Here is a 22,708-nt window from a genome sequence, read left to right as displayed (position 1 = left end):
GTATCAATAGATTATTGCCAATGTACGGTCATCGTGATTTCCTCTGCTCCAGAAATCACTCCAGATTAAAAGTTCTTCGTCAATTTTATCATCATTCATAAAATCAGCTTTCGTCCGGTCATCATTATTTCCGGCAAGGTCTTCAAAAAGTGATTTCCAGCTTTCAGTGTCTTCCAGTTTATTTTCTGTGATAAATTTAGGATCATAAATACCATCGGTCATCAGCACGAGATAGGAAAAATTATCCACACAGGTAATCCTGAAACGGGAAGCCATTGTATTGTTGAAAATTTCTTTCATGGTGATAAAGCGGGTACCTCCGCCAAATTCTCCCACATCCATTTTATTTAAAAGTTTAACTTCGGAAAAGTCGGTATTGATGAGGTTAATCGGGCAGTCTCCTACTCCAAAACTTAGAATAACATATCCAAAACTAAATTTTTTAAGCAATGTAAAAATAAGCGTTGCATGCAGATCATTCACAGAAAGGGAGTTTTCTGCTGCTGTCTTTTCTAATCTCTGATAAACAGATAAAACAGCTTCGGATAAAATATTTATAACATTTTGTTTGGCTTCCGATTGTTCTTCATTAGAGGATTGGGCAGCATATAGACGATTGATATTATTTTCAATCTGATTTAAAATCTCCTCTGAACTGAAAAACTGATTGATTGTTGTTGTAGCCAGTTTTGAACCTTCTCTTGCTGCTGTTGCCGAACCTGCTCCATCAGAAATCGAAACAATATTCCAGCCTGCAGGGAAAGTATTTACGGCAAAATCATCTTCACGGAATTTCCCTTCATGCGCATGGGAGCGTCCTCTTTTGGAAGCCACAACAATTTTTTTATCTGAAAATAAACCTTTGAAAGAGGCTTCTTCAGATTTATAAAAAACAGCATTTTTATCACTCGGAATATTCTTCCATAAGTCTTTTGGATCTGCGTTGACAAACAGTTGAATTTTCTTTGTTTCAATCTGGCTTTGATCATGTATGTGATAAAACTGAACGTCCAGATGGTACATATTGTTGGTTACAGGAGTTCCTGAAATGGTATTGTTTTCAAAAGTAAGTCCTGCTTCTTCGAGATTCCCGATATTCTGAATTTTGATGTTCGGAAAATCGTCCATGTCAAGAGGGAATTCATAAAACTGTTTAACACTGGCATTCTTCAATACCCAATGAACCTCTTTGAATTCTTCTTTTTCTTTATAAATAACAGCTTGTTCCACAGTCTTCGGTTTAGATTCACCGGCTGATTTCCGGAAAAATTTACCCATCATTAGCCCAAAGTTCGGTTAATATCAAATCCACCTCCGGAAAAACCGTAATAATCCGAAGTTCCACACCATGGACATTTACTGTATCCTTCTCCTCTCAGACAATGAATTCCTCCGCATGAGCAGGTAGCCAGTGCAATGGGATTGGCACAGTGAGGACATGAAGTTCCTCCATCCAGTTCTTCTATATTGATTTTAAGGTGGGTTTTCTGGTTTGAAGAAAGTCTGTAGTACGCTTTTTCATCAATTTTATAGGCGCCATCCAATCTGTAATACCGTGTTGCCATTCCTGGTATGCTGGATTCCGCAAATGCTTTTCTAAACTTCATCAGATAAAGCTTTTCAGTTTCCTGGCATTTTCCGTTCAGTACTACAAAATTATTGTCCGGAAATTTCTGTTCCATTTCAGGATCTACTTTTTCCAAAATAAGGGAATCAATTTTAGATAAATTAATGCCTTCTTTTTTTGCTTCTGTAACACTCTGGCTGGTTGTTTTAATAGAGTCCGTTACCCACTTGAAAAACTCTTTATAGGAATTTTCATCTGAATTATTGAACAGCAAAACATGGTCTGCCAGAGAACCAAGAAGTTTATAATTGGTATTTTCCCCTATGGATACGGCAATTGTATTGGATTTTCCATTGTATTTGGTATTCCATCGTTCAATGGCTTTGGTAGCATCATCGGTAGGCACTCCGTCTGTAAACAGGAAAACAATAGGTTTCCAGTCGCCTTTTCTCTCATAGGTGGTTTTCACAATATCCCTGTCGATACAATCCATTACTTTGATTAAGCCCTGTGAAAGTGACGTTCCGCTTCCAATTGGAATCTTAGGGGGATAAAAGCTGATAATATCCTGCATTGGAGTAATCACTTCAGCTTCTCCTGCAAAGCCAATAACAGAAATGTAAACCGTTTCGAGTGAATAGGGATCTTTTTTCAATTCCCTGATGATATTGGCGATACCTTCCTGTACCTGCTCAATAGGTTCTCCTACCATAGATTCGGAGATATCTACTAAAAAATAAATAGGCAGTCTTCTCATGGTGTAAAGACAATTTTTTAAATAATAATATTAAGTTCCGATGGTGGCGGAGGTAATGTGATATTTTCTCCCGTACTCTGAGAATGTCCTCCCTGTGTAATGGAAGAACTCACCCATTTGAAAAAGGAAGAAAGCGTAATGGCATCTGTAGTATCCAGTTTTACCACATGATCCGTCAGTTCTTTCAGAAACTGCTCATCTGCTTTCGGACCAGCTGCACACCCTACGATGGCTCCAAATTCCAAACCTCTGATCACAGGGATCATTTGTCTGTATTTCTGGATATCGGAAGGTTTTCCATCCGTAAAAATAAAAAGCAGCGGCTGCCAGTCTCCTTTTGCATCGGCTGATTCTTTTACGAGTTCTTTCCGAACCAGTTCAGAAACCATTTCCAAAGCGGCTCCCGTATGGGTTGGTCCACTATCCGGACAGGTAATTTCCATAGGATAAAAACTCGCCAGATCTGTTAATGGTATCATGTTTTTAACCTCTCTATCAAAGGTAATAACACTTACATGTAAACTGTCCATCGCCTGCGGATCTGCACGCAGCATGCTGATAAGGCCGTTGAAACCGTTATTCAATGCCTGAATAGGTTCTCCGTTCATAGAACCTGAAGTATCCAATAAAAAATAAGCTAATAATCTCCTGCTCATTATAGACAAATATTAATTCTGAAGCCGGCGGAGGAGTCGGAGACTTCCAAGCCGGCTTTTATTTGAGTTGAAAAAAAGTGAAAATCTAGTTGGAATAAGCGTACTGCTGTCTCAGAATATCGATAAAATTATCTGTATTATGCGGCTCACCTACAGCACGAAACTTCCAGTCACCATTATGTCGGTATGCCTCTGCAAAAACCATTGCACATTTTCCGTTCATACTTGAATCTCCGGAAAGGCTGTATTTTGTAATTTCTTTTCCTGAAGCATCCACCGCACGGATAAATGCATTTTCAATCATTCCGAAATGCTGGTTATTGGTTCTTCCCTGATAAATAGTAACAATGAATACAATTTTCTGATAGCTTTCGTCCAGCTGATCCAGCCTTACAATAATCTGCTCATCATCTCCATCTCCGGCTCCGGTTCTGTTATCTCCTGTAAGCCAAACATTCCCGCTTGGGTGCTGCATAGAATTGAAGAAAACCACATCTCCCTGATAAAGTCCCATCTGTCTTCCGTCATTAGTCTGAACGGTTCTTCCAAGATTAGCTACTTTTCCGTTGCCATCTAAAAGAAATGCTACTGCATCAAGGTCATATTCGGCTTCTTTACTGAACAGTTTCCCAAAGAATCCACTGCCTTGTTTTCTGACATCCCATCCTAAACCGATGGTTACTTTTGAAAGATCATAAACGCTTTCTCCGCGGTCATTCTTTCTTAAATCTATCGTTTGTCCTTTCTGTAAATTAATTGCCATAGTTATCGTTTTTGTGTATTTGATGATTTATTTGATGATTTGTCCTTTGTAGTATTTCTCAAGGAAGAAGCCCAGATCTGCTCTGTATCCTATTCCCGAAGCTTCAAACTTCCAGCTTCCGTTTCTTTTGTACAGCCTTCCGAACTCTACTCCTGTTTCAATGGAGAAATCTTCATCCAGTTCATATTTTGCAATTTCCTGATTTGAATGATTATCTACTACTCTGATATAGGAGTTTCTAACCTGTCCGAAATTTTGTCTTCTTCTTTCAAAATCTTCAATAGTAACCACAAAAAGAATCTCTTCCACTCTTGAATCTACTTTATCAAGATCTATAACGATCGCTTCATCATCGTCACCATCGCTGTTTTTACCACTGGGATCATCTCCTGTATGGGTAAGCGCTCCGTCCGGAGAATTCAGGTTATTGTAAAAAACAAAGTATTCTTCACTTACTAATTTTCTGTCAGAATCAATCATGATTGCAGAAGCATCCAGGTCAAAATCGTAGCCTGTTCCTTCATTCGGATCCCAGCCTAATCCAATCGTCATTTTAGTTAATCCTATCTCGATCTTTTGCCCTTTCTGTAGATTAATTGCCATAGTGTTTTATATTATGATTATTTTTTGCATTAAGATAGAAGTGATTTACGAATTGACCAAATTTATTGATAAAAAAATGATCTATACAGCTTCATTAAAACGATTTACGTCACAAAATGACCATAAAAAAAGGTTCAATTAAAAAATTGAACCTTGTATTGTATAAATGTATTTTGAATTACTTTTCAAATTCTTGATCCGAAACAGCAGCATTTCTTGCTTTTGCCAGCATAGGAATGGAAATCAGTCCCATCACCAGCATAATCACAATCTGCAGTGGTAAAGAAATAAAGGAATAGGTAAGCCCCATTTCCCCTCCAAAATCTGCGCTTTTTCCTACTGAAATAAAAAGGGCCATAAAACCGTACTTCATCGCAAGATTATAGGCTCCAATTCCTCCACTGGCTGGGATAATCATTCCCAATGTTCCCACTACAATAATGAAAAAGCCGTCTGCAAAGGTAAATCCTGAGGTTTCAGGAAGAGCAAAGCAGACAAGATAGGCTGCCAGATAATAGCAAATCCAGATTCCTAATGTATAAAGGATGAATTTCCCCTTTTCTTTTAATTTAAAGATAGAAGTTAATCCTTGAAAAATCCCATCAATAAAATTAACGACCTTTCCTAAAAACGGAATGCCTGAAAGTTTCTTTTTAAACACAAAAAACAAAACTGTTCCTCCTATCAGAATGGAAAGGATCAATACTATTTTATTAGGATTAATATTCACTCCGGAGTTTTTATAGAATGACAGAATCGCATCATATTTAAACAATAAAGTCAATCCTAAAAATCCCATCATACAAACCAGATCCACTACTCTTTCCAAAATGATTGTTCCAAAAGATTTGTCTACCGGTACTTTTTCCACTCCATATAAAGCTGTAGCTCTCGCTACTTCACCACTTCTCGGAATGGTAAGGTTCATCAGATATCCAAATGATATAGACCAAAGGGCATTGGAGTTCGAAATTCTGTGTCCCATGGGTTCCAGCATCAGATTCCAGCGGATGGCTCTGAACCAGTAAGCAAGAAGACCAAATACGGAGGCAAACAATACCCAGATATAATTAGCTTTAGCCAGTGATTTTTGAATGACTTTAAAATCCAGTCCCCTTAGGGCAAGCCATAAAAAAAAGCCTGCAAAAGCAAGCGATATTACGATTGTAAGTATTGATTTTACCGGACTTTTTGATGTTTTCTCCATGTCCTACGTAAGAAGGTTTGTTTTTTCATCCGGGAAAACGATCTTCGGCTGGAAGTCTTTTGCCTCCTCCGGGGTCATCTGAGCATAAGCAATAATGATGATGATATCATCTTTCTGTACTTTTCTTGCTGCAGGTCCGTTCAGACAAACTTCTCCTGATTTTCTTTTCCCTTTGATCACGTAGGTATCAAAACGTTCTCCGTTATTTACATTCACGATATAGACCCTTTCTCCCACTACCAGGCCGGCAGCTTCTATAAGATCTTCATCAATCGTTATACTCCCTATATAATTAAGGTCAGAGGCTGTTACTCTCACCCTATGAATCTTAGACTTGAAAACTTCTATTAGCATGATGCAAATTTATTAATAAAAATTAATAAAACAGGTCTTTCCTATCATTTAAAAACTCCCACAAACACAGGGGTTTAATTTCACAAAATACAAGAAATATAAAAATTACTTATAAATTTAATAATCATATGATCAAAAATATTAATTGTTTATATAGAATTTAGGATTTAATAAATACAAAAAATAATATTAACTTTTTGCTAAAGTCAATAAACATAAGCATTTGGCATGATTTTAGTAACCTGTAACGTAGATTTTCTGTGAAAAGTGGAATTATCATATTTTAACTGATTTGAGTGAAAAGCAAAAAAATTTTACAAGTTTTAATAAAAAAATTGCACAATTAGAAAATAGTACTATATTTGCTATAATTACGAACTAACTTTAATATTAAAAATTATGAACAAGTCTGAATTAATCGACGCAATCGCAAAAGATGCAGGTATCACTAAAGTTGCAGCAAAAGCTGCTTTAGAATCTTTCATCGGTAACGTTACAACTACTTTAAAGAAAAAAGATGGAAAAGTTTCTTTGGTAGGTTTTGGTACTTTCTCAGTAGCTGAGAGAGCAGCTAGACAAGGTATTAACCCTGCAACTAAAAAACCGATCAAGATCGCTGCTAAAAAAGTTGCTAAATTCAAAGCTGGAGCTGATTTATCAAATGCAGTTTCAGGTGCTAAGAAAAAATAATCATTCAGATTACGAAAATTCAAGGGCTGTTTCTTAGAAACAGCCTTTTTTTGTTTTAAAGATGTCTCGTCCTAACATAGCGTTACACAAAAAAAGTAATTTTATGGAATCATTTCACAATCAGTATGTAAAACGTAGCCAAAAGGATTACAGCGTCTCCTTTAAATTGGCGGTAGTAAAAGAAGTAGAGAGTGGCAGTATTGGCAATCGTGCAGCAATGCGTAAGTATGGTATTCAAGGTCACGGCACTATAACGGAATGGCGAAGAAAATATGGTACCTTTGATATAGACAACCGCTCCCAACATAAAGCTATGCAAACACCTGAACAAAAGATTAAAGAGCTGGAAGAGAAGTTAAAACGTCTGGAACGTCATAACGAATATCTTGAAACCCGTTTAATGGAATCGGAAGACAAAGCCGCTATTTTGGATAAATTGATAGACCTGGCGGAGGAAGAATATTTGATTTCGGTAAGAAAAAACTCCTTTCCCGATCAATCCAGCATCTCAGCAAAGAAACAAAAAAAACGATAAGTTATCTTTGTAGATTGGTCGGGATCAACCGACAGCACTATTATCGAAGCTTTTGGCTTAGAGATCAAAAACAAGCCCGGGCTGACCAAGTGATTACACTGGTCAATAACCTGCGTTTGATGATGCCTCGTGTGGGTACAAGAAAGATCTATCATATGCTGGCGGACTCTCTGCATACATTACATGTGGGACGAGATAAACTTTTCAGCATACTCAGAGCCAATCATATGCTCATAAAACCCAAAAGAAACTATCGAATAACCACCAATTCCCATCATCGATTCAGAAAGCATAAGAATCTAATAGAAAATATGCCATTGGAACAGCCGGAACAAGTATGGGTTTCAGATATCACTTATATTGGAGGGCGAGACAGGAATTGCTATCTGGCTTTGGTTACAGATGCTTATTCTAAGAAAATAATGGGATATGATCTTTCTAATAGTTTGGCAACTGAGGGATCTCTGCGGGCCCTGAATATGGCTATAAAGAGAAGAAATTATAAAAAAAGCTTAATTCATCATTCCGACAGAGGGTTACAATATTGCAGTCATGTTTATCAAAAAATATTGAAAAAGAAAAATATCAGACCCTCAATGACTGAAAGCTATGATCCTTATGCAAATGCTATTGCAGAAAGAGTAAACGGAATACTCAAGCAAGAGTTCTTATTAGAAGATTATCAGGTAAATATACAGACAATGAAGCTATTGGTAGAAGATGCAGTTCACATTTATAATACCAAAAGACCACATTGGTCGTGTTATATGAAAACACCGGAGCAGATGCACAAACAAAATAGTGTAAAAATAAGAACGTATAAAAACAAATATAGTTGTCGGGAAAACCCAACAACTATATAATAAATATTAGTATTTTTATCCTATTAATATGTAACGCTTATTTAGGACTAGTCAAGATGATAGAGAATTAAACCATTAAGAAGTTTTAAGGACGTAAGAATTATTAAGTTTTGGCTAAAGCCTCTATCATTATGCATAATAAAAATAAGCGGGCTAAAGCCCGCTCCTATTGAATTACAGAGTTTATATTTTCAAGTGGTTTGTCTCATATTAAAAACCACCACTTCTAACTTCTAACTTCTAACTTCTAACCTCTGATTTTCCTATTAGGGTGCCAGTCTTGAAATTTTCCAGTCGAGATCTTCAAGCTGATAAATAATCCTGTCATGAAGACGGTTGGGTCTTCCCTGCCAGAATTCAATTTCATAAGGTCTGGCAAGATATCCGCCCCAATTGGCAGGCCTTGGCACCTCAGTATTTTCATACTCCTTTTCTAATTCTTTCAATTTTTCCTCTAAAAACTCCTTGTTAGGAATCACCTGGCTTTGCGGAGAGACAACAGCTCCCAGCTGGCTTCCTTTTGGTCTTGAATGAAAATAACCGTCACTCAGATTTTCTGCTACCTTTTCAAGATCCGCTTTGATAATAATCTGCCTTTCAAGATTGGGCCAGAAAAAATGCAGACATGCTTTATGATTATTTTCTATTGCTTTTCCTTTTCTGCTGTTGTAGTTGGTATAAAAAATAAACCCTTCATGGGTATATGCTTTAAGAAGTACCATTCTCGTTCTCGGGCATCCATCTTCCTCTACTGTAGAAACCGCCATAGCATTAGCTTCTGAGATCATCGGGCTCTCACTTGCCTCCAAAAACCAGTCTCTAAACTGCTCAATTGGATTTTGTTTTATCTCACTTTCAATAAGTTGGGATTTATCGTACACTTTTCTTTTGTCGTGCAGGTTTTCCATAAATATTTTTTATTAAATTTGAGTATGAATCACTCATACAAAGGTAAAATATTAATCTCGACACCTGACATTTCCGGCGATATTTTTTCAAGATCGGTGGTATTGGTTATTGAACATAATGAAAGTGGTGCATTTGGTTTGATATTGAATAAAAAGAACAGCCAGATGAGTAGCAAGTTCAAAGATTTTTTTGACTTTAAAATTGAGGTTTATGATGGAGGTCCTGTAGAAAATGACAAGGTATTTTTCATCGTAAAGGGTAAACGAGTCACAGAGATCTATACAGACATTACTGATGAATACTACCTTACAGAAGATATTGAACGGATCATTAACGCTGTTTTAAGCAGTGAACTGGATATTAATCATATCAAAATATTTTCAGGGTATTCCGGATGGTCTTCGAACCAGCTGGACACTGAGGTTCAAAGGAAAATGTGGACGGTAGTGGATGTTTACAATCTTGATTATACGTTACCCAATGATCAGACGCTTTGGAAGTCTATCATGCAGAATCTTGGAGGAGAATTTCTTCTCTGGGCCAATTCACCTGAAGACATCTCATTGAACTAAAGGCCTATTTTTCGTATCATTCTGATAATTAACAAACTTTAAGATTCCTTTAACCAATTTTAAACAAAGTTTTTCCGTTCTTTGAAAAACCAAAATCACTGATATGAAAGGTATTACATTACTTGCTTTATCAATATTTTCTACAGCGTTTTTATCATTTACTCCTATCAACAAAAAGTACATTGTCATAGATGCCGGCCATGGCGGAAATGATTTTGGGGCTACCCATGGTGAAATTCTGGAAAAAAATATTTCATTAAGTGTTGCTAAGGAAATACAGAAGATCAATGAAAGCCAGGATAAATATGAAGTTATTTTAACTAGGGATTCAGATAGCGCTCCTACTCTTGCCGAAAGAACAGATATGATCAATAAGCTGAACCCAGAAATGGTCATTTCTCTTCACGTTAACAGTTCTCCTCAAAAAGAAAGATCTGACAACGGGTTTGAAGTGTATGTTCAGAATTCTGATGTTTCAAAGGAATTGGCCGGAAAAATCTACAAGAAATTCAATGCCCGTAAAATTGAGGAACGTAATCTTCACATGCTAAGAGAAACCAAAGCAGCTGCTGTATTGGTAGAACTTGGATTTATCAATAATTCTGATAACAGGAATTATATTACCAGTGAAAAGGGGCAGAAAGAAATTGCACAGAAATTTGTTGAGATCATCAACGAATATTAAATAAAATAACAATTTCTGATTTACTCAGAATAAAACCCGGTAAAGGACTTCTGGAACTTTGTTGTTTACCGGGTTTGTCAATTTCTATTGATTAAAACTTTGTTTCCAGCTTTCTACCAATTCGGAGAAGCGGGAAGTTTCAAAAGTCTTATTTCTTATCTTACCTACAGAAAATATACCTTTCTCATCAGAAATCATTAAAATTTCTTCAGCTTTCTGAGATTCGAATGCGATAATTTCGTGTTCCTGGATATCCGCAAGATTATTCTTATGTAAAAAAGTAACAAAATTTTCCATCAAAGGAGAAATGTATGCTCCTTCAGTCTGCTTGGGTACTTTGATAACATCACCTTCTAAAAAGAGAAGATTTCCGGCAGTAGTACGTGCAATTCTTTTGTTTGGATTGAGAAGAATAACGTCGTCAAGGTCATTTTCCTGCGCATAGATCGCTCCGTAGATATTTTCCGGACAGTGAACCCTGATATTGCTCAGAAGATTGTTATTAACGTTAATTTCTTTAGTCAAATCCAATTCTAAAGGTCTTTGATGAACTGCAAGCACATCAGCCATTTCTGTTACTTCATAAAAATAAGAAACAGAAGATTTTGCCAATGTCACGCCATCATTATTTCTGAACACCTGGAAATTGATAATTCCGTTCTTAACTTCTTTCCCTTCTATAATTTCTTTTTGAAAAAGGGTCTGGAAAAACTCCAGCGTGTAAGTCAAAGGAATATTCATTCTCATCTTTCTCATGGAAGCCATCAGGAAGAAATAACATTCTTCGTCCATGATCAATCCACCATTTCTTACAAAAAAAGAAACCTTCACTGAGTCGCCCCAAAGAAAAGCTCTGTTCTTTACATTTAACTCGTCTGATGTAAAATATTGATTTTCCAATTTTTGATGTGATTTATTTACAAAAAAATAATGAACGATAAATCGTTCATCAGTTTTATCATTTAATATTGCCCGGTATTATGCCGCACCCAGTTTTATTCTTAGGTTCTCAATAAGATTTTCCCAATACATTGCATTTTCCTCTTCATCACCTTCTTCACAGAAATCTGTAATATTTAAAGCAAGATCTTCTGTAATATCATCAATTGTGATAGTCATTTCAAAGAAATTTTTTGTTCCTTCATCTTCTTCCCATCTGAAACGCACGAAACCTTCAGGCTTATATCTGATCAAAGTGGCCTTCTCAGCAGGTCCTCCGCCCCAGCTAAAAAAGAAATCATCGCCTTTCTCTGTTACCTCATCCGCAAACCATTCAGACAATCCTTCTGCAGTCGCCAGATATTCATATAAAATCTCTGATAAACAGTGCATTGGAAATTCGTAATGGACTTTATGTTTCGCCATATAATCTTTGTTTTATCGTCCCGCAATATATAAATTAATTTTTTTATTACGCAAAAAAACAATTACTTTTTTATAGAATCAGTATGATATTTATCACGGGATTCAAATCCTTATTATGTTAAATATTAGGGCTTAAAACTGCCATGCAAAACATAAAAAAATCTCTCCTTCCCGGAGAGACTTTATCTTTAATTTTCATTCAGTATATCTAGAATAATCTGACATCCTTCTCTGATTTCGCCCAGAGATAATGTGAGAGGTGGAGAGATTCTCAGATATTCATTTCTGTACAGCTGCCAGAAAACAATAAGTCCTCTTTCCATGCATTTTTTTGCCACTTCCAGGGTATATTCAGGAGTTCCTAAGTTCACGGCAAGCATCAGACCTTTACCGTTGATATTTTTAATTTTAGGATGAACTAAAAGTTCTCTGAACAACTTCTCTTTTTCTTCTACTTCATTCATTAAACCGCTTTCCAGCACTTCTTTTAAAGTAGCATAACTCGCTGCTGCAATCAATGGGTTTCCTCCAAAAGTAGTAATATGACCTAGCTTTGGTGAATGTGAAAGGGTTTCCATAATTTCTCTGGAACTCATAAAAGCTCCTACAGGAACTCCTCCTCCCATTCCTTTCCCCATTACCAGAATGTCCGGAACGATTCCAAAGTGTTCGAAAGAGAATAATTTCCCTGTTCTTCCAAATCCTGGCTGTATTTCATCTAAAATCAAAAGTGCTCCTACTTCTTCGCATCTTCTCTTCAGTTTGATCAGATAGTCGTTATTGGGCACCAGAAACCCTGCTGCTCCCTGAATGGTTTCAAGGATAACACATGCTGTTCTCTCTGTAATTTTATCGAAGTCATTTTCATTATTAAATTCAATGAAAGAAACCATTGGCAGTAAGGGACGGAATTCCCTTTTGTGGGTTTCATTTCCGGAAACGCTCAACGCTCCATGGGTATTTCCGTGATAAGAGTCTTTAAAGGAAACAATTTCTTCTCTCCCTGTATATCGTTTTGCCAGCTTCAAACTTCCGTCAATGGCTTCAGCACCACTATTGACAAGATAAGTAACTTCCAGTGGATCCGGAGTAGCTTCTGCCAGCAATCTGCATAACGCTGTAGGTTTTTCCTGGGCATATTCACCATACACCATTACGTGAAGGTATTTATCAGTCTGCTCTTTGATGGCATTCACAATTTTAGGATGTGAATGTCCTAAAGTATTGGCAGAAACTCCTGCTACAAAGTCAAGATATTTCTTTCCGTCTGTTCCATAAATATAGCTTCCTTCAGCTTTTTCAACTTCAAAACCTGCTGCAAACTTTGTGGTTTGTGCCTGATATAGAAAAAAATCTTTATGCATTTCCATTGTCTCCAAAAATTTCAGCAAAGCTATAAAAGATTCATTACATGCTAAAATTAATATATAAAAAAGACCAGTGCTTACTGGTCTTTTCTATTATTTTCTGGTTCGTTTAGGCTTTTTAGCTTCTTCTTTCGCTTTTTCGTCATCTATAGCTTTCTGAGCTTTATCGAATAGCTCACTATCAGCTGTATATTGTATTTCTTCGTTATTCGGAGTGTCTACAAGGATATCCTGCCATTTCCGGATCCGGTCTTTGGTATTCCAGTTAAAATCCGGGAATTTTCTTTTCGAAGGTTCTATCATACTCATAGGATAAGTATCTGATACAGCCCCAATACTACATGAAATTATTTGTAAAGCTCTTTCTTCAAACAATGCTCCGATAATTCCACATGTTGAAAGGGTGATCCCTATTCTTTCCTGTTTTTTTGTTTCCTGATCGGTATCATCAACATATACAATAGCCTGGGCATTCCCCACTACTCTTGCCTCTTTAATTGCATTTTTCTCATAGTAAACCGTCATGAATTTTCCTTTCACCTGATTGAACTCATCTTTCAGCGTTATTGAGTCTACTTTACTGATGGCAAAGGCATTTCCGATGACTTTTAATGAATCAATATCTTCCGTCTGGGTATTGAAGTAAGCTTCTACTTTATCTCCGGTAACCTGTTTTTCACCACTCCAAAGAATCGGATTGGTATACATATGCATAATTCCGTCTGTTTCATTGAAGGCAATAGAGTCTGCTCTTCCCTGTGCATTGGATTTATAAATACGAGCCTTTTTAAAGGCTCTCAGGTAACTTTTCTTAACTTTGATATCCAATGAGTCCGGTCTCTGATAAGAGATTATTTTTTCTGCGGCAAAATAAATGGAGTCTTTTTCCATTACTTTTACTGCATAAGGATTTTTCGTCATCATTGCGGAGTCTTTTTTCTCAAAAATCTCTCCGTAACCTCCTTTTATATATCTTTTTTCTTTAGGATCATCCAGGGTTACATTTCCTGTTGCTTTACCGAATCCGGAAATCTGATTGTAATACATATCATCACCGGTAAGAATTTTCTCATTATAATAAATCCTGGAGTTTTTGGTTAGAAAAGCTTCCTTGGAATCCATTTTATAAGTTCCCTTTTCGGTATAGATTCTGTTTCTCGGATTGGTTTTACTGGTAATGGTTGTAGGACCTAAAAAATCCGCAATTTTTGTATTTTGATTCTGCTTGATGTTGGGACCTTCTATGGTATATTGAGGGGTTTCAATTTTCACATTTCCGGTAAGATCCACCACCCGCGTATTCAGAAAGTAAGTTCCTACTTTGGCATAGGTTACATTCTGACCGTCGGAGATTGTTCCTCCTGTATTAAAATAAGCCTGATTAGCCAGCCTGTCATAATAGAGGATATCTGTTTTTATGGTCTGTTTAGGATCAGTCAAGACCACATTTTTTCTGGCAACACCTTTTTGGGTATTGGCATCATATTCCATTTCTCCTGCTGTGATTACAGAGCCGTCAGTGTTTTGAAGTCTTGTATTGCCTATTGCTTTTACAAAGTTTTCCTCATTATATAGAATGACTTCATCTGCTGTAAGAATAGAGCCTTGGTGTTCGATCTGAACATGACCGGTAAAATATTGATTCCCGTCGTATTTTTCAGGATCTTTCTTAATTTCGTCCGCGTGGATGATCTTTACTTTATCTTCAGGTCTTACCTGTTTAGGCTGAGCCGGTGAAGGAGCCTGCAAATAAGGATCTCTCTTCACAGGAGTTTTATCCTGCGCAAAACTTAGCGTAGAAATAAAGATTAACAGAAAAAAGGCTATTCTCATTAATTAGTCATTCTTAGTGCCATAGAAATATAGCGAATGAGAATCAATTTTTACGCCAAATGCTTCTTCAATGGCTTCTTTGATTCCTTGGATTCTTGGGTCGCAGAATTCAATAATTTCTTCAATCTCTTTATCAGAGTCTTTTTTGTAGATCACCAGGTGGTCATGCTGTTTGTCAAAATAAGACTTTTCATATGATGAAGAGGTCAATGTTTTTTCTCCGAACTGATGCTTACGGATCAAGCCTGCATCAAGGAAAATTTCAATCGTGTTGTAAATGGTTGCTTTGGAAACATGGTATTTCTTCTGCATCATCAGAAGATACAGATCATCAACATTAAAGTGATGATCCATATTATAAATCTCTTCCAATATCGTATATCTTTCAGGTGTGTTTCTGAACCCTTTTTCTAATAAGTAGTTTCTTAAAACATCCTTGATCAAAGCTATATTTTTTTCTTTTTGTATTGTATCCATTAAAAAAATTATCTACAAATTTATTGAATTTTATTTAAATAGATATTATGGTTAAATACTAGAGGATTAAGAATTGTGACGGAAATACCCGGATTGCTCAATCTTATTGTCATACACTGTAAGTTCTGTGATCGGTGCAGACTCCACTTCAACGTTATGGGAAGATACTCCCCAGGCCTTAAAGTCGTCACTTCCGATATACTTCACAAAGTTGTAAATATTAAGGGTAATCTTCTGTTTAACAGTTAAAAGAATATCGTTGATATAGGTGTTATCTATGATCACATATTTAAGATCCGGCGGTATATCGTGAGCTCTTAAAGAAGGATGGCTGCTTCTTGAAGGAATGGTTCCGTCTGCCATCAAATCTTTAAGTACCATGTTGAAATAATCATTGATTCTACGGTCTACTTTGAATCCTAAAAGGAAATTGATCTTATACACTGTGCCCGGAAGAATTTCATCTACGGTATATCTGAAGGTATATGGATCTTCCTGGTTTACGATGCTCAGGATAAAGTAATGATCTGCTCTTTTTGGCTGCTTTTTGATGATGGAATAGATAATTTTTGATTCTACCTCATCATTTCTTTTTGCTCTGCTCAGGTAAGCAAGATTAGTAGCGTATTTCGGAATGGTTTCATCCAGCTTCATGTCTTTAAGGATAGACACATACTTTTCTATTTTTACAAACTGGATAAATCTTGTTTTGATCAGTCTTCCGTTATACCAGGCATACATAGAAACCCCGATAGAACCTGCCAATACAACAGTAATCCATCCACCTTCCATGAACTTGATAATATTAGCACTGAAGAAGCCTAATTCAATAGCCATATAAACAAAGGCAAAAAATAAAATTAATATTTTGCTTACTCTTTGTTTCAATAGCCAGAAGACTAACAGGATGGTAGTCATCAGCATTGTCACTGTAATGGAAAGTCCATAAGCGGCTTCCATTTTTCCAGATTCCCTGAAATGCAGCACAACAATAATACAAAGGATAAGAAGTCCCCAGTTGATTCTTGGGATATACATTTGTCCTTTCACCCCGGAAGGATAATCAATTTTCTGATTGGGCCAAAGGTTTAGAGACATTGCTTCTGAGAATATGGTGAAAGAACCTGTAATTAATGCCTGGCTGGCAATAATTGCAGCAGCTGTTGCCAGAATTACTCCCGGAATAATCATCCACTCTTCCATGATTCCAAAGAATGGGTTTACCACAGAGAATCCTGGTTTGTTGTAATTAGTCAAAAGCCATGCTCCCTGTCCAAGGTAATTAAGAACAAGCATAATCTTAACGAATGCCCAGCTTACTCTGATATTTTTAGCCCCACAGTGTCCTAAGTCAGAATAAAGGGCTTCTGCTCCGGTTGTACAAAGAAAAACAGCTCCTAAAATAACAATGGCACTCGGTGAGTTGACAATAAGTTTATAAGCGTAATATGGATTGAATGATCTTAAAATCTCAAAATTCTCACTCAAATGCATTACTCCCAATCCTCCTAATACAAGGAACCAAACAACCATCACAGGACCAAAAAACTTTCCGATAAAGCTGGTTCCGAATTGTTGTACCACAAAAATGGCGATCAGGATTCCGATTGTAATGGGCACAACAGGAGTGTGAGGATTATAAATTTCAAGACCTTCAATAGCTGACATTACCGTCAGTGATGGGGTAATTACTCCGTCCGCAATAAGGGCAGCAGCACCAACAATTGCAATGAGGTACAACCATCCTTTCTTAAGGTTTCTTACCAATGAAAACAAGGCCAGAATTCCTCCTTCGCCTTTGTTATCTGCTCTCAAAGCAATGATCACATATTTGATTGTAGTCTGAAGGGTAAGCGTCCAAATAATACACGAGAGTGCTCCCTCTATATATTCATTGAAAGGCATATTGCTCCCTTGGGATCTTGCATTCACAATTGCTTTCATTACGTAAAGCGGAGAGGTACCAATATCTCCAAAAACTATTCCTAGAGACACTAAAACTCCAATAAAGGAAAGTTTCTTTATGTCGAAGTGGTAACCATCTTCTGTAACTTCTGCCATATCAGCTTAATTTATTTTAAAGGCGCAAATTTATACTAATTTTATGACGTCAAGAATTTTTCTTCATGAATATAATAAATGAAAAAACTTCCTTTCGGAAGTTTTTTTCTATAACTATTTTACGTACATCGCTTTTTTGATTTCCTCTTTTACTTTTTCAAGTTTAGGGAACCATTCTGCAAATAATGCAGCAGAGTAAGGTGCAGGTGCATCAGGAGTAGTAATTCTCTTGATAGGAGCATCTAAATAATCAAATGCTTTTTGCTGTACCATATAAGTAATTTCAGAAGATATAGAAGCAAATGGCCAAGCTTCTTCTAAAATAACCAGTCTGTTTGTTTTCTTCACAGATGCTAAAACAGTGTCAAAATCAAGAGGACGAACAGTTCTAAGGTCGATAACTTCTACAGAGATTCCTTCTTTAGCCATATCTTCAGCAGCCTGTAAAGCCAGCTTCATAATCTTACCAAAAGAAACCAAAGTAACGTCTGTACCTTCTCTCTTGATATCTGCTTTTCCTAATGGTAAATAATATTCTTCTTCAGGAATTTCCATTTTATCTCCATACATCTGCTCAGATTCCATGAAAATAACCGGATCATTATCCTGAATTGCAGTTTTCAACAACCCTTTCGCATCGTAAGGATTTGAAGGTACTACTACTTTAAGGCCGGGAATGTTTGCAAACCAGTTTTCAAAAGCCTGAGAGTGGGTAGCTCCTAATTGACCTGCAGAAGCTGTAGGACCACGGAAAACAATTGGGCAATTCCATTGTCCACCACTCATCTGACGGATTTTAGCCGCATTATTGATAATCTGATCAATTCCTACCAATGAGAAATTGAATGTCATATACTCTACAATGGGTCTGTTACCATTCATCGCAGCACCCACAGCAATTCCTGTAAAACCAAGTTCTGCAATTGGGGTATCGATTACTCTTTTAGGACCAAACTCATCCAGCATTCCTTTTGAAGCCTTATAAGCACCATTGTATTCTGCAACTTCCTCCCCCATTAAAAAGATGGATTCGTCTTTACGCATTTCCTCGCTCATTGCCTGTGCAATTACCTCACGAAAAGTATATTCTGCCATATTTATTCGAAAAATTTAGACTACAAAAATAGTGTTTTTTTATTATACACATCATAAAAAGGCTTCTCATTTTGAATGGAAAGCTTTAATATTAATTTTATTTAAAACGGTTTTTCTTCGTGATTACACAGTTATTTGCCGTTTATCTAAAGCTATGAAGAAATTCCAGGTAATTCTTTTGCATACAAAAAATGACATCTCATTTCTGAAATGTCATCTAAATTCTATTTAAACTTAAATTAATTAGCTTTCTCCCAAACCTGGGTTCTTCCTAATAAAGATAATCCTAAGTAACCTCTTACATTCAGCTTATCACCGCTTCTTGTAATGGTACATTTATAAGTTTTTCCGGTTTTAGGATCCGTAATTGTTCCTCCTGTGAACTCATCACCGTCTTTTTTCAATCCTCTGATGATTTCTAATCCTAAAATGGGTTTTCCTTTTCTGTCATCCTTACAAGCTGTACAGTTTGGATCAGCTGGCTTTATCAACAACTGGGAAACCTTCCCATAATATTTACCATCTGATTTTTTGTACACTTCAACAATAGACTTTGCCTGTTTTGTTTCATCATCTATTGTTTTCCACTTACCTTCAATCTGGGCAAAAGTGAGCACACCACAAAAAGAAAGTGCGAACGTTAACAATATTTTTTTCATATTTCTTATAGTTTTAATTTTTATACAATATTCTTATCTACGTATTGATAAAAATATAAATTAATTTTCAACGAACAAAAACTTTTATTATACAAAGCATAAAGAGGTTAAAAAAGTAAACCAGTTTATTTATAACTTATCTTTTCTATCTTAATACAGCTTCCTGTTAATCACCCTATCCATATAATCCTGATACCAGGCTTTCGCAGTTTTCTTCCCAGCTTCCACTTCGGGGTTTTTAACCTCATTGATCAGATTTTTCTCAAGACTCAGATCAGATTGATTATACACTCCGATGATTTCTTTTCCATCAAAACGATAAATATAGTTTCCAATCATGAACTGATCTGTACTTCCATCTGAATTGACAACAATAAAAGGATATTTTTTATCACTTACCAAACTTCTGCCCCAGCTTCTGATGGGTTTGTTGTACCCAATAAGATCTGCTAATGTAGGATAAATATCTGCCTGTTGTGCTATATCCTGACTCACTCCTTTTAACTGATATTCAGGATTCGGAGAATAGAAAACCAATGGAACAGCATAGCGGTTCATGGCTCTTTCGTATTCCGGATAGTACACCTGATTGGTATGATCTCCTGTGAAAACAAAGATGGTATTGTTGTACCAAGGCTGTTTTTTAGCCGTTTCAAAATATTTTTTGATCGCATAATCCGTATACTGCATCGGTTCATGAATTTCAATTTTCCCTTTTTTAAATTTCCCGTTATACTTTTCAGGGATCTTAAAAGGGTGATGTGATGAAGCAGTAAACACAGTGGTCATGAAAGGCTGTTTCTTCCCGACATTTTTAGCAAAATACTGAAGGAATGGCTCATCCCAGATTGCCCACATTCCGTCAAAATCTTCATCATGATTGTATTCTGTTTTTCCGAAATAATGTTTAAATCCTAGAATATTTCCAAATCCAAGGAATCCCATAGATCCATTTGGGGCACCATGATAAAAAGAAGTATCATATCCCAGATCATTACAAACAGAAACAATAGACTGAATTTTCTGATTGGAATACGGAGATCCCGTAAATGCATCGGTAAGACTCGGAATTCCGGCCAACACACTGCTCATTCCATGAATAGACTGTCTTCCGTTTGCAAAAGTATTCGGAAAAATAAGACTCTGAGTCGCTAAACTATCCATGAAAGGAGTGTAAGAAACATAATCTTTAATATTTTTATCTTTATTAAAAGCTCCCGAATATTCTCTTCCGAAAGATTCTACAATGAAAATAACGATATTGGGACGGTTCTCTACTTTTCTGTCATACACTTTATAAGGCTGCACATTTTCTTCAATATATTTTTCATCTACGAAATGAACTTCCTTAAAGTTATTGGTATTTAAAGTCCTGAAAAAAGAAAATGTACTGTTAAGAACCATATTTCCCTGCAGAGGATTTGTTACAAAACGGGTAGCATCCACCATATTAATAGGTCTTGTACTGTGTTTAAAATCTCCTCTTATTCCTCCCACCACTAATACTGCCGTAATACACAAAGTAAGAATGGAAGTAATAAAGTAAGGAAACAATTTCAAAGGTTTCACCTCTTCTACTTTCACTCTTTTGTAAAGGAAAACCCATAAGATCATCAAAACAACAAACCAGATCAGCACAAAAGGATGTTCTCCAACAGAGATCATCAGTGTTTTAGATACATTGGATTCATGTTCGGCCACTTGAAATACTGCCGAAGTGAGCCTTGCCTGAGAAAATTTATAGTAAATAAAATCTCCGAAATTCATGGCATAAGCAATACCGTTGGTAATGAAATACAGCCAGAAAAGAATTTTCTGAAAAACTTTCTTCGTATTGATTACTAAGGGTAATAAACTAAGGAGTATAAATAGCGCGTTGACATACAGAATAGCGGTGGTATCAAAAGCAGTACCATGGAAAGCCAGCTTTATATATTCCGAAACAGAATCAACTTTAATAAGATCTTTATTAAAATACCAGAATAAGAGTCTGGCAATCTGATAAAAAACATAGGCTAAAAAAATCCTGTAAACTAATGCCAGAACTTCCTGTTTTCTAAATCCTTTTAAAAATTTCATGGAGCAAATTTACATCAAAATCACTTTAATGCATTTTTTAGTTCAGATTATTTTGAGTTAGAATTTTTAAAAACTGTAATTTTGTGCTTATGGATTTTATAAAGAATAATCTGGCCAATGCCTTAACCCTGGCTAACTTATTTGCAGGTTGTGTAGGGGCAATACATTTAATTTTAGGAGATTATCAGACTACGGCAATCTGCCTTGTGCTCTCTTCAATTTTTGATTTCTTTGACGGCTTTGTAGCCAGAGCTGTAAAATCAAACTCCAATCTGGGGCTTCAACTGGATTCTCTTGCAGATATGGTGAGCTTTGGGGTAATTCCCGGGCTTACGATGTATAAAGCACTTGAACCTTTTGGGGCAGAGCTGCTGGGAATTCATTTTCCGTTTGAGATCAAGTATCTGGGATTAATCGTTACCGTATTTTCCTGCCTGAGGCTTGCGATCTTCAATCTTGATGAAGAGCAGCGTTATTATTTCAAAGGATTGAATACACCTACAAACACCGTTTTATTGTTCGGTCTTTATTATGCCTTTAAAGAAACCGGAGCTTTCAGCTTTTTGTTTAATAATGAATTGCTGTTGATTCTGCTCACTCTTCTTACCTCATGGCTGCTGATCAGCCCGATTAAGATGATGGCCATGAAGTTCAAATCCAAACAATTAAAAGACAACTATCCTAAAGTAGTATTACTGGTAGGAGGAATTGCTATTCTTGCGATATTTCAGGTAGTAGGAATTCCTATGCTTGTTATTTATTATATATTGGTGTCTCTTATTTTTCAGGGACAGTTAAAATAATTTATTTAAATAAAACACATTTCAAATTATTAATGATCAACATGAATTTAAAACTCCATAAACCACTTTGTATTTTTGACCTGGAAACCACAGGAACAAACATCGGAAAAGACAGAATCGTTGAAATCTGTATCTTAAAAGTAAATCCGGATGCCTCCAGAGAAAGCAAAACATGGCGTGTAAATCCGGAAATGTCTATTCCAAAAGAAAGCAGTGAAATCCACGGAATTTATGATGAAGATGTAAAAGATGCTCCTACCTTCAGAGATATTGCTTCTAAAATTATGGAAATGATTACCGGAACTGATTTGGGAGGATTTAATTCCAACAGATTTGATGTTCCTCTTTTGGCAGAAGAACTTTTAAGAGTAGGAATGGATTTTGATCTGAGTAAGTTCAGATTGGTAGATGCACAGACTATTTTTCACAAGAAAGAACCCCGAAACTTAGGAGCTGCTTATCAGTTTTACTGTGGAAAAACATTGGAAAATGCCCATTCTGCAGAAGCTGATGTTATGGCAACATTTGAAGTTCTGGATGCTCAGGTGGGAAAATACGATGATATTCCGAATGAAATAGCCCCGCTAAGTGAATTCACATTCCATAATAAGAATGCAGATCTTGCCGGATTCATCGGATATAATGAAAAAATGGAAGAAGTTTTCAACTTTGGAAAATACAAAGGCCAAGGAGTGAAAGCCGTGTTCCAAAAAGATTTAGGATATTTCGGATGGCTTCAGAATGCTGATTTTCCGTTGTATACCAAAAAGGTTTTCACTAAGATTCAACTTTCAAGCAGATTTTAACT

Annotated in this window: 24 protein-coding genes; 7 read left to right on the top strand and 17 right to left on the bottom strand. The window is 36.3% G+C overall.

Translation table 11 applies throughout. From position 1 onward, the window contains the following. Window positions 1–3: 3 nt before the first annotated feature. The 7 genes from JOE44_RS21930 to panD form a co-directional block, all read right to left on the bottom strand. Window positions 4–1,281, bottom strand: coding sequence for a PP2C family serine/threonine-protein phosphatase (locus JOE44_RS21930; RefSeq protein ID WP_209787519.1), 1,278 nt, complete (start codon window positions 1,279–1,281; stop codon window positions 4–6). After that, window positions 1,281–2,324: a TerY-C metal binding domain-containing protein gene (locus JOE44_RS21925; protein WP_209787517.1), complete on the bottom strand. Its 1,044-nt coding sequence runs from the start codon at window positions 2,322–2,324 to the stop codon at window positions 1,281–1,283. The genes JOE44_RS21930 and JOE44_RS21925 overlap by 1 nt, the downstream gene beginning before the upstream one ends. Before the next feature lie 17 nt (window positions 2,325–2,341). Continuing rightward, entirely contained in the window at window positions 2,342–2,980 is a 639-nt protein-coding gene (locus JOE44_RS21920; protein WP_209787515.1) for a VWA domain-containing protein, read from the bottom strand. 85 nt (window positions 2,981–3,065) lie between these two features. Further along, window positions 3,066–3,743: a TerD family protein gene (locus JOE44_RS21915; protein ID WP_209787513.1), complete on the bottom strand. Its 678-nt coding sequence runs from the start codon at window positions 3,741–3,743 to the stop codon at window positions 3,066–3,068. 27 nt (window positions 3,744–3,770) lie between these two features. Further along, a complete protein-coding gene (locus JOE44_RS21910) occupies window positions 3,771–4,346 on the bottom strand; it encodes a TerD family protein (RefSeq protein ID WP_103232447.1) in 576 nt (191 codons plus the stop codon). 178 nt (window positions 4,347–4,524) lie between these two features. Next, window positions 4,525–5,553, bottom strand: coding sequence for a lysylphosphatidylglycerol synthase transmembrane domain-containing protein (locus JOE44_RS21905; protein ID WP_209787512.1), 1,029 nt, complete (start codon window positions 5,551–5,553; stop codon window positions 4,525–4,527). A 3-nt stretch (window positions 5,554–5,556) separates the two neighbouring features. After that, the gene (gene panD, locus JOE44_RS21900; RefSeq protein WP_002976902.1) at window positions 5,557–5,907 is read right to left on the bottom strand and encodes an aspartate 1-decarboxylase; all 351 of its coding nucleotides are present in this window, start codon (window positions 5,905–5,907) and stop codon (window positions 5,557–5,559) included. 399 nt (window positions 5,908–6,306) lie between these two features. On the opposite strand from panD, the gene JOE44_RS21895 reads away from it, so the two are divergent. The 3 genes from JOE44_RS21895 (at window position 6,307) to JOE44_RS21885 (ending at window position 7,995) form a co-directional block, all read left to right on the top strand. Next, entirely contained in the window at window positions 6,307–6,597 is a 291-nt protein-coding gene (locus JOE44_RS21895) for an HU family DNA-binding protein (RefSeq protein ID WP_002976900.1), read from the top strand. A 103-nt stretch (window positions 6,598–6,700) separates the two neighbouring features. Next, a complete protein-coding gene (locus JOE44_RS21890; RefSeq protein ID WP_209787511.1) occupies window positions 6,701–7,132 on the top strand; it encodes a transposase in 432 nt (143 codons plus the stop codon). Window positions 7,133–7,146: 14 nt separating this feature from the next. Beyond that, window positions 7,147–7,995, top strand: coding sequence for an IS3 family transposase (locus tag JOE44_RS21885; protein WP_209785203.1), 849 nt, complete (start codon window positions 7,147–7,149; stop codon window positions 7,993–7,995). Window positions 7,996–8,261: 266 nt separating this feature from the next. Here the strand turns inward: JOE44_RS21885 and pdxH are convergent, their stop codons facing one another. Next, complete coding sequence (gene pdxH / locus JOE44_RS21880; RefSeq protein ID WP_105681321.1) at window positions 8,262–8,903, bottom strand: pyridoxamine 5'-phosphate oxidase; 642 nt, start codon at window positions 8,901–8,903, stop codon at window positions 8,262–8,264. Between the two features lie 24 nt (window positions 8,904–8,927). Between pdxH and JOE44_RS21875 the strand changes: the two genes are divergently transcribed. Next, on the top strand, window positions 8,928–9,476 hold the full coding sequence (locus tag JOE44_RS21875) for a YqgE/AlgH family protein (protein ID WP_114820398.1): 549 nt from the start codon (window positions 8,928–8,930) through the stop codon (window positions 9,474–9,476). A gap of 103 nt (window positions 9,477–9,579) precedes the next feature. Next, window positions 9,580–10,161: an N-acetylmuramoyl-L-alanine amidase gene (locus JOE44_RS21870; RefSeq protein WP_209787510.1), complete on the top strand. Its 582-nt coding sequence runs from the start codon at window positions 9,580–9,582 to the stop codon at window positions 10,159–10,161. A gap of 84 nt (window positions 10,162–10,245) precedes the next feature. Here the strand turns inward: JOE44_RS21870 and JOE44_RS21865 are convergent, their stop codons facing one another. The 9 genes from JOE44_RS21865 to JOE44_RS21825 form a co-directional block, all read right to left on the bottom strand. After that, a complete protein-coding gene (locus JOE44_RS21865) occupies window positions 10,246–11,061 on the bottom strand; it encodes an aminotransferase class IV (RefSeq protein WP_209787509.1) in 816 nt (271 codons plus the stop codon). A gap of 78 nt (window positions 11,062–11,139) precedes the next feature. Then, window positions 11,140–11,526, bottom strand: coding sequence for an START-like domain-containing protein (locus tag JOE44_RS21860; RefSeq protein ID WP_034696870.1), 387 nt, complete (start codon window positions 11,524–11,526; stop codon window positions 11,140–11,142). 188 nt (window positions 11,527–11,714) lie between these two features. Further along, window positions 11,715–12,890, bottom strand: coding sequence for an aspartate aminotransferase family protein (locus JOE44_RS21855; RefSeq protein WP_209789285.1), 1,176 nt, complete (start codon window positions 12,888–12,890; stop codon window positions 11,715–11,717). A 96-nt stretch (window positions 12,891–12,986) separates the two neighbouring features. Next, complete coding sequence (locus tag JOE44_RS21850; protein WP_209787508.1) at window positions 12,987–14,726, bottom strand: OstA-like protein; 1,740 nt, start codon at window positions 14,724–14,726, stop codon at window positions 12,987–12,989. Window positions 14,727–14,729: 3 nt separating this feature from the next. Beyond that, window positions 14,730–15,203, bottom strand: a complete 474-nt coding sequence (locus JOE44_RS21845) for a transcriptional repressor (RefSeq protein ID WP_002976876.1) — start codon at window positions 15,201–15,203, stop codon at window positions 14,730–14,732. 66 nt (window positions 15,204–15,269) lie between these two features. Beyond that, window positions 15,270–17,264, bottom strand: coding sequence for a KUP/HAK/KT family potassium transporter (locus JOE44_RS21840; RefSeq protein WP_209787507.1), 1,995 nt, complete (start codon window positions 17,262–17,264; stop codon window positions 15,270–15,272). Window positions 17,265–17,378: 114 nt separating this feature from the next. Then, a complete protein-coding gene (locus tag JOE44_RS21835) occupies window positions 17,379–18,359 on the bottom strand; it encodes a pyruvate dehydrogenase complex E1 component subunit beta (RefSeq protein ID WP_034696867.1) in 981 nt (326 codons plus the stop codon). 239 nt (window positions 18,360–18,598) lie between these two features. Further along, a complete protein-coding gene (locus tag JOE44_RS21830) occupies window positions 18,599–19,018 on the bottom strand; it encodes a DUF2147 domain-containing protein (protein WP_149386930.1) in 420 nt (139 codons plus the stop codon). A 150-nt stretch (window positions 19,019–19,168) separates the two neighbouring features. Then, window positions 19,169–21,097: an LTA synthase family protein gene (locus tag JOE44_RS21825; protein ID WP_209787506.1), complete on the bottom strand. Its 1,929-nt coding sequence runs from the start codon at window positions 21,095–21,097 to the stop codon at window positions 19,169–19,171. Between the two features lie 89 nt (window positions 21,098–21,186). Between JOE44_RS21825 and JOE44_RS21820 the strand changes: the two genes are divergently transcribed. Together JOE44_RS21820 and JOE44_RS21815 are read left to right on the top strand one after the other, a co-directional pair. Beyond that, complete coding sequence (locus tag JOE44_RS21820; protein ID WP_209787504.1) at window positions 21,187–21,900, top strand: CDP-alcohol phosphatidyltransferase family protein; 714 nt, start codon at window positions 21,187–21,189, stop codon at window positions 21,898–21,900. Between the two features lie 41 nt (window positions 21,901–21,941). Then, window positions 21,942–22,706 carry a 3'-5' exonuclease gene (locus JOE44_RS21815; protein WP_105681331.1) on the top strand — a complete coding sequence of 255 codons (765 nt, stop codon included), beginning with the start codon at window positions 21,942–21,944 and terminating at the stop codon, window positions 22,704–22,706. The last annotated feature ends 2 nt before the right edge of the window (window positions 22,707–22,708 follow it).

Origin of the sequence: Chryseobacterium sp. PvR013 (genome assembly GCF_017833095.1) — a bacterium.
Taxonomy (GTDB): Bacteria; Bacteroidota; Bacteroidia; order Flavobacteriales; family Weeksellaceae; genus Chryseobacterium; species Chryseobacterium culicis_A.
Note: the sequence above shows the minus strand (reverse complement) of the source record. Positions and strands in the feature narration are given on the sequence as shown.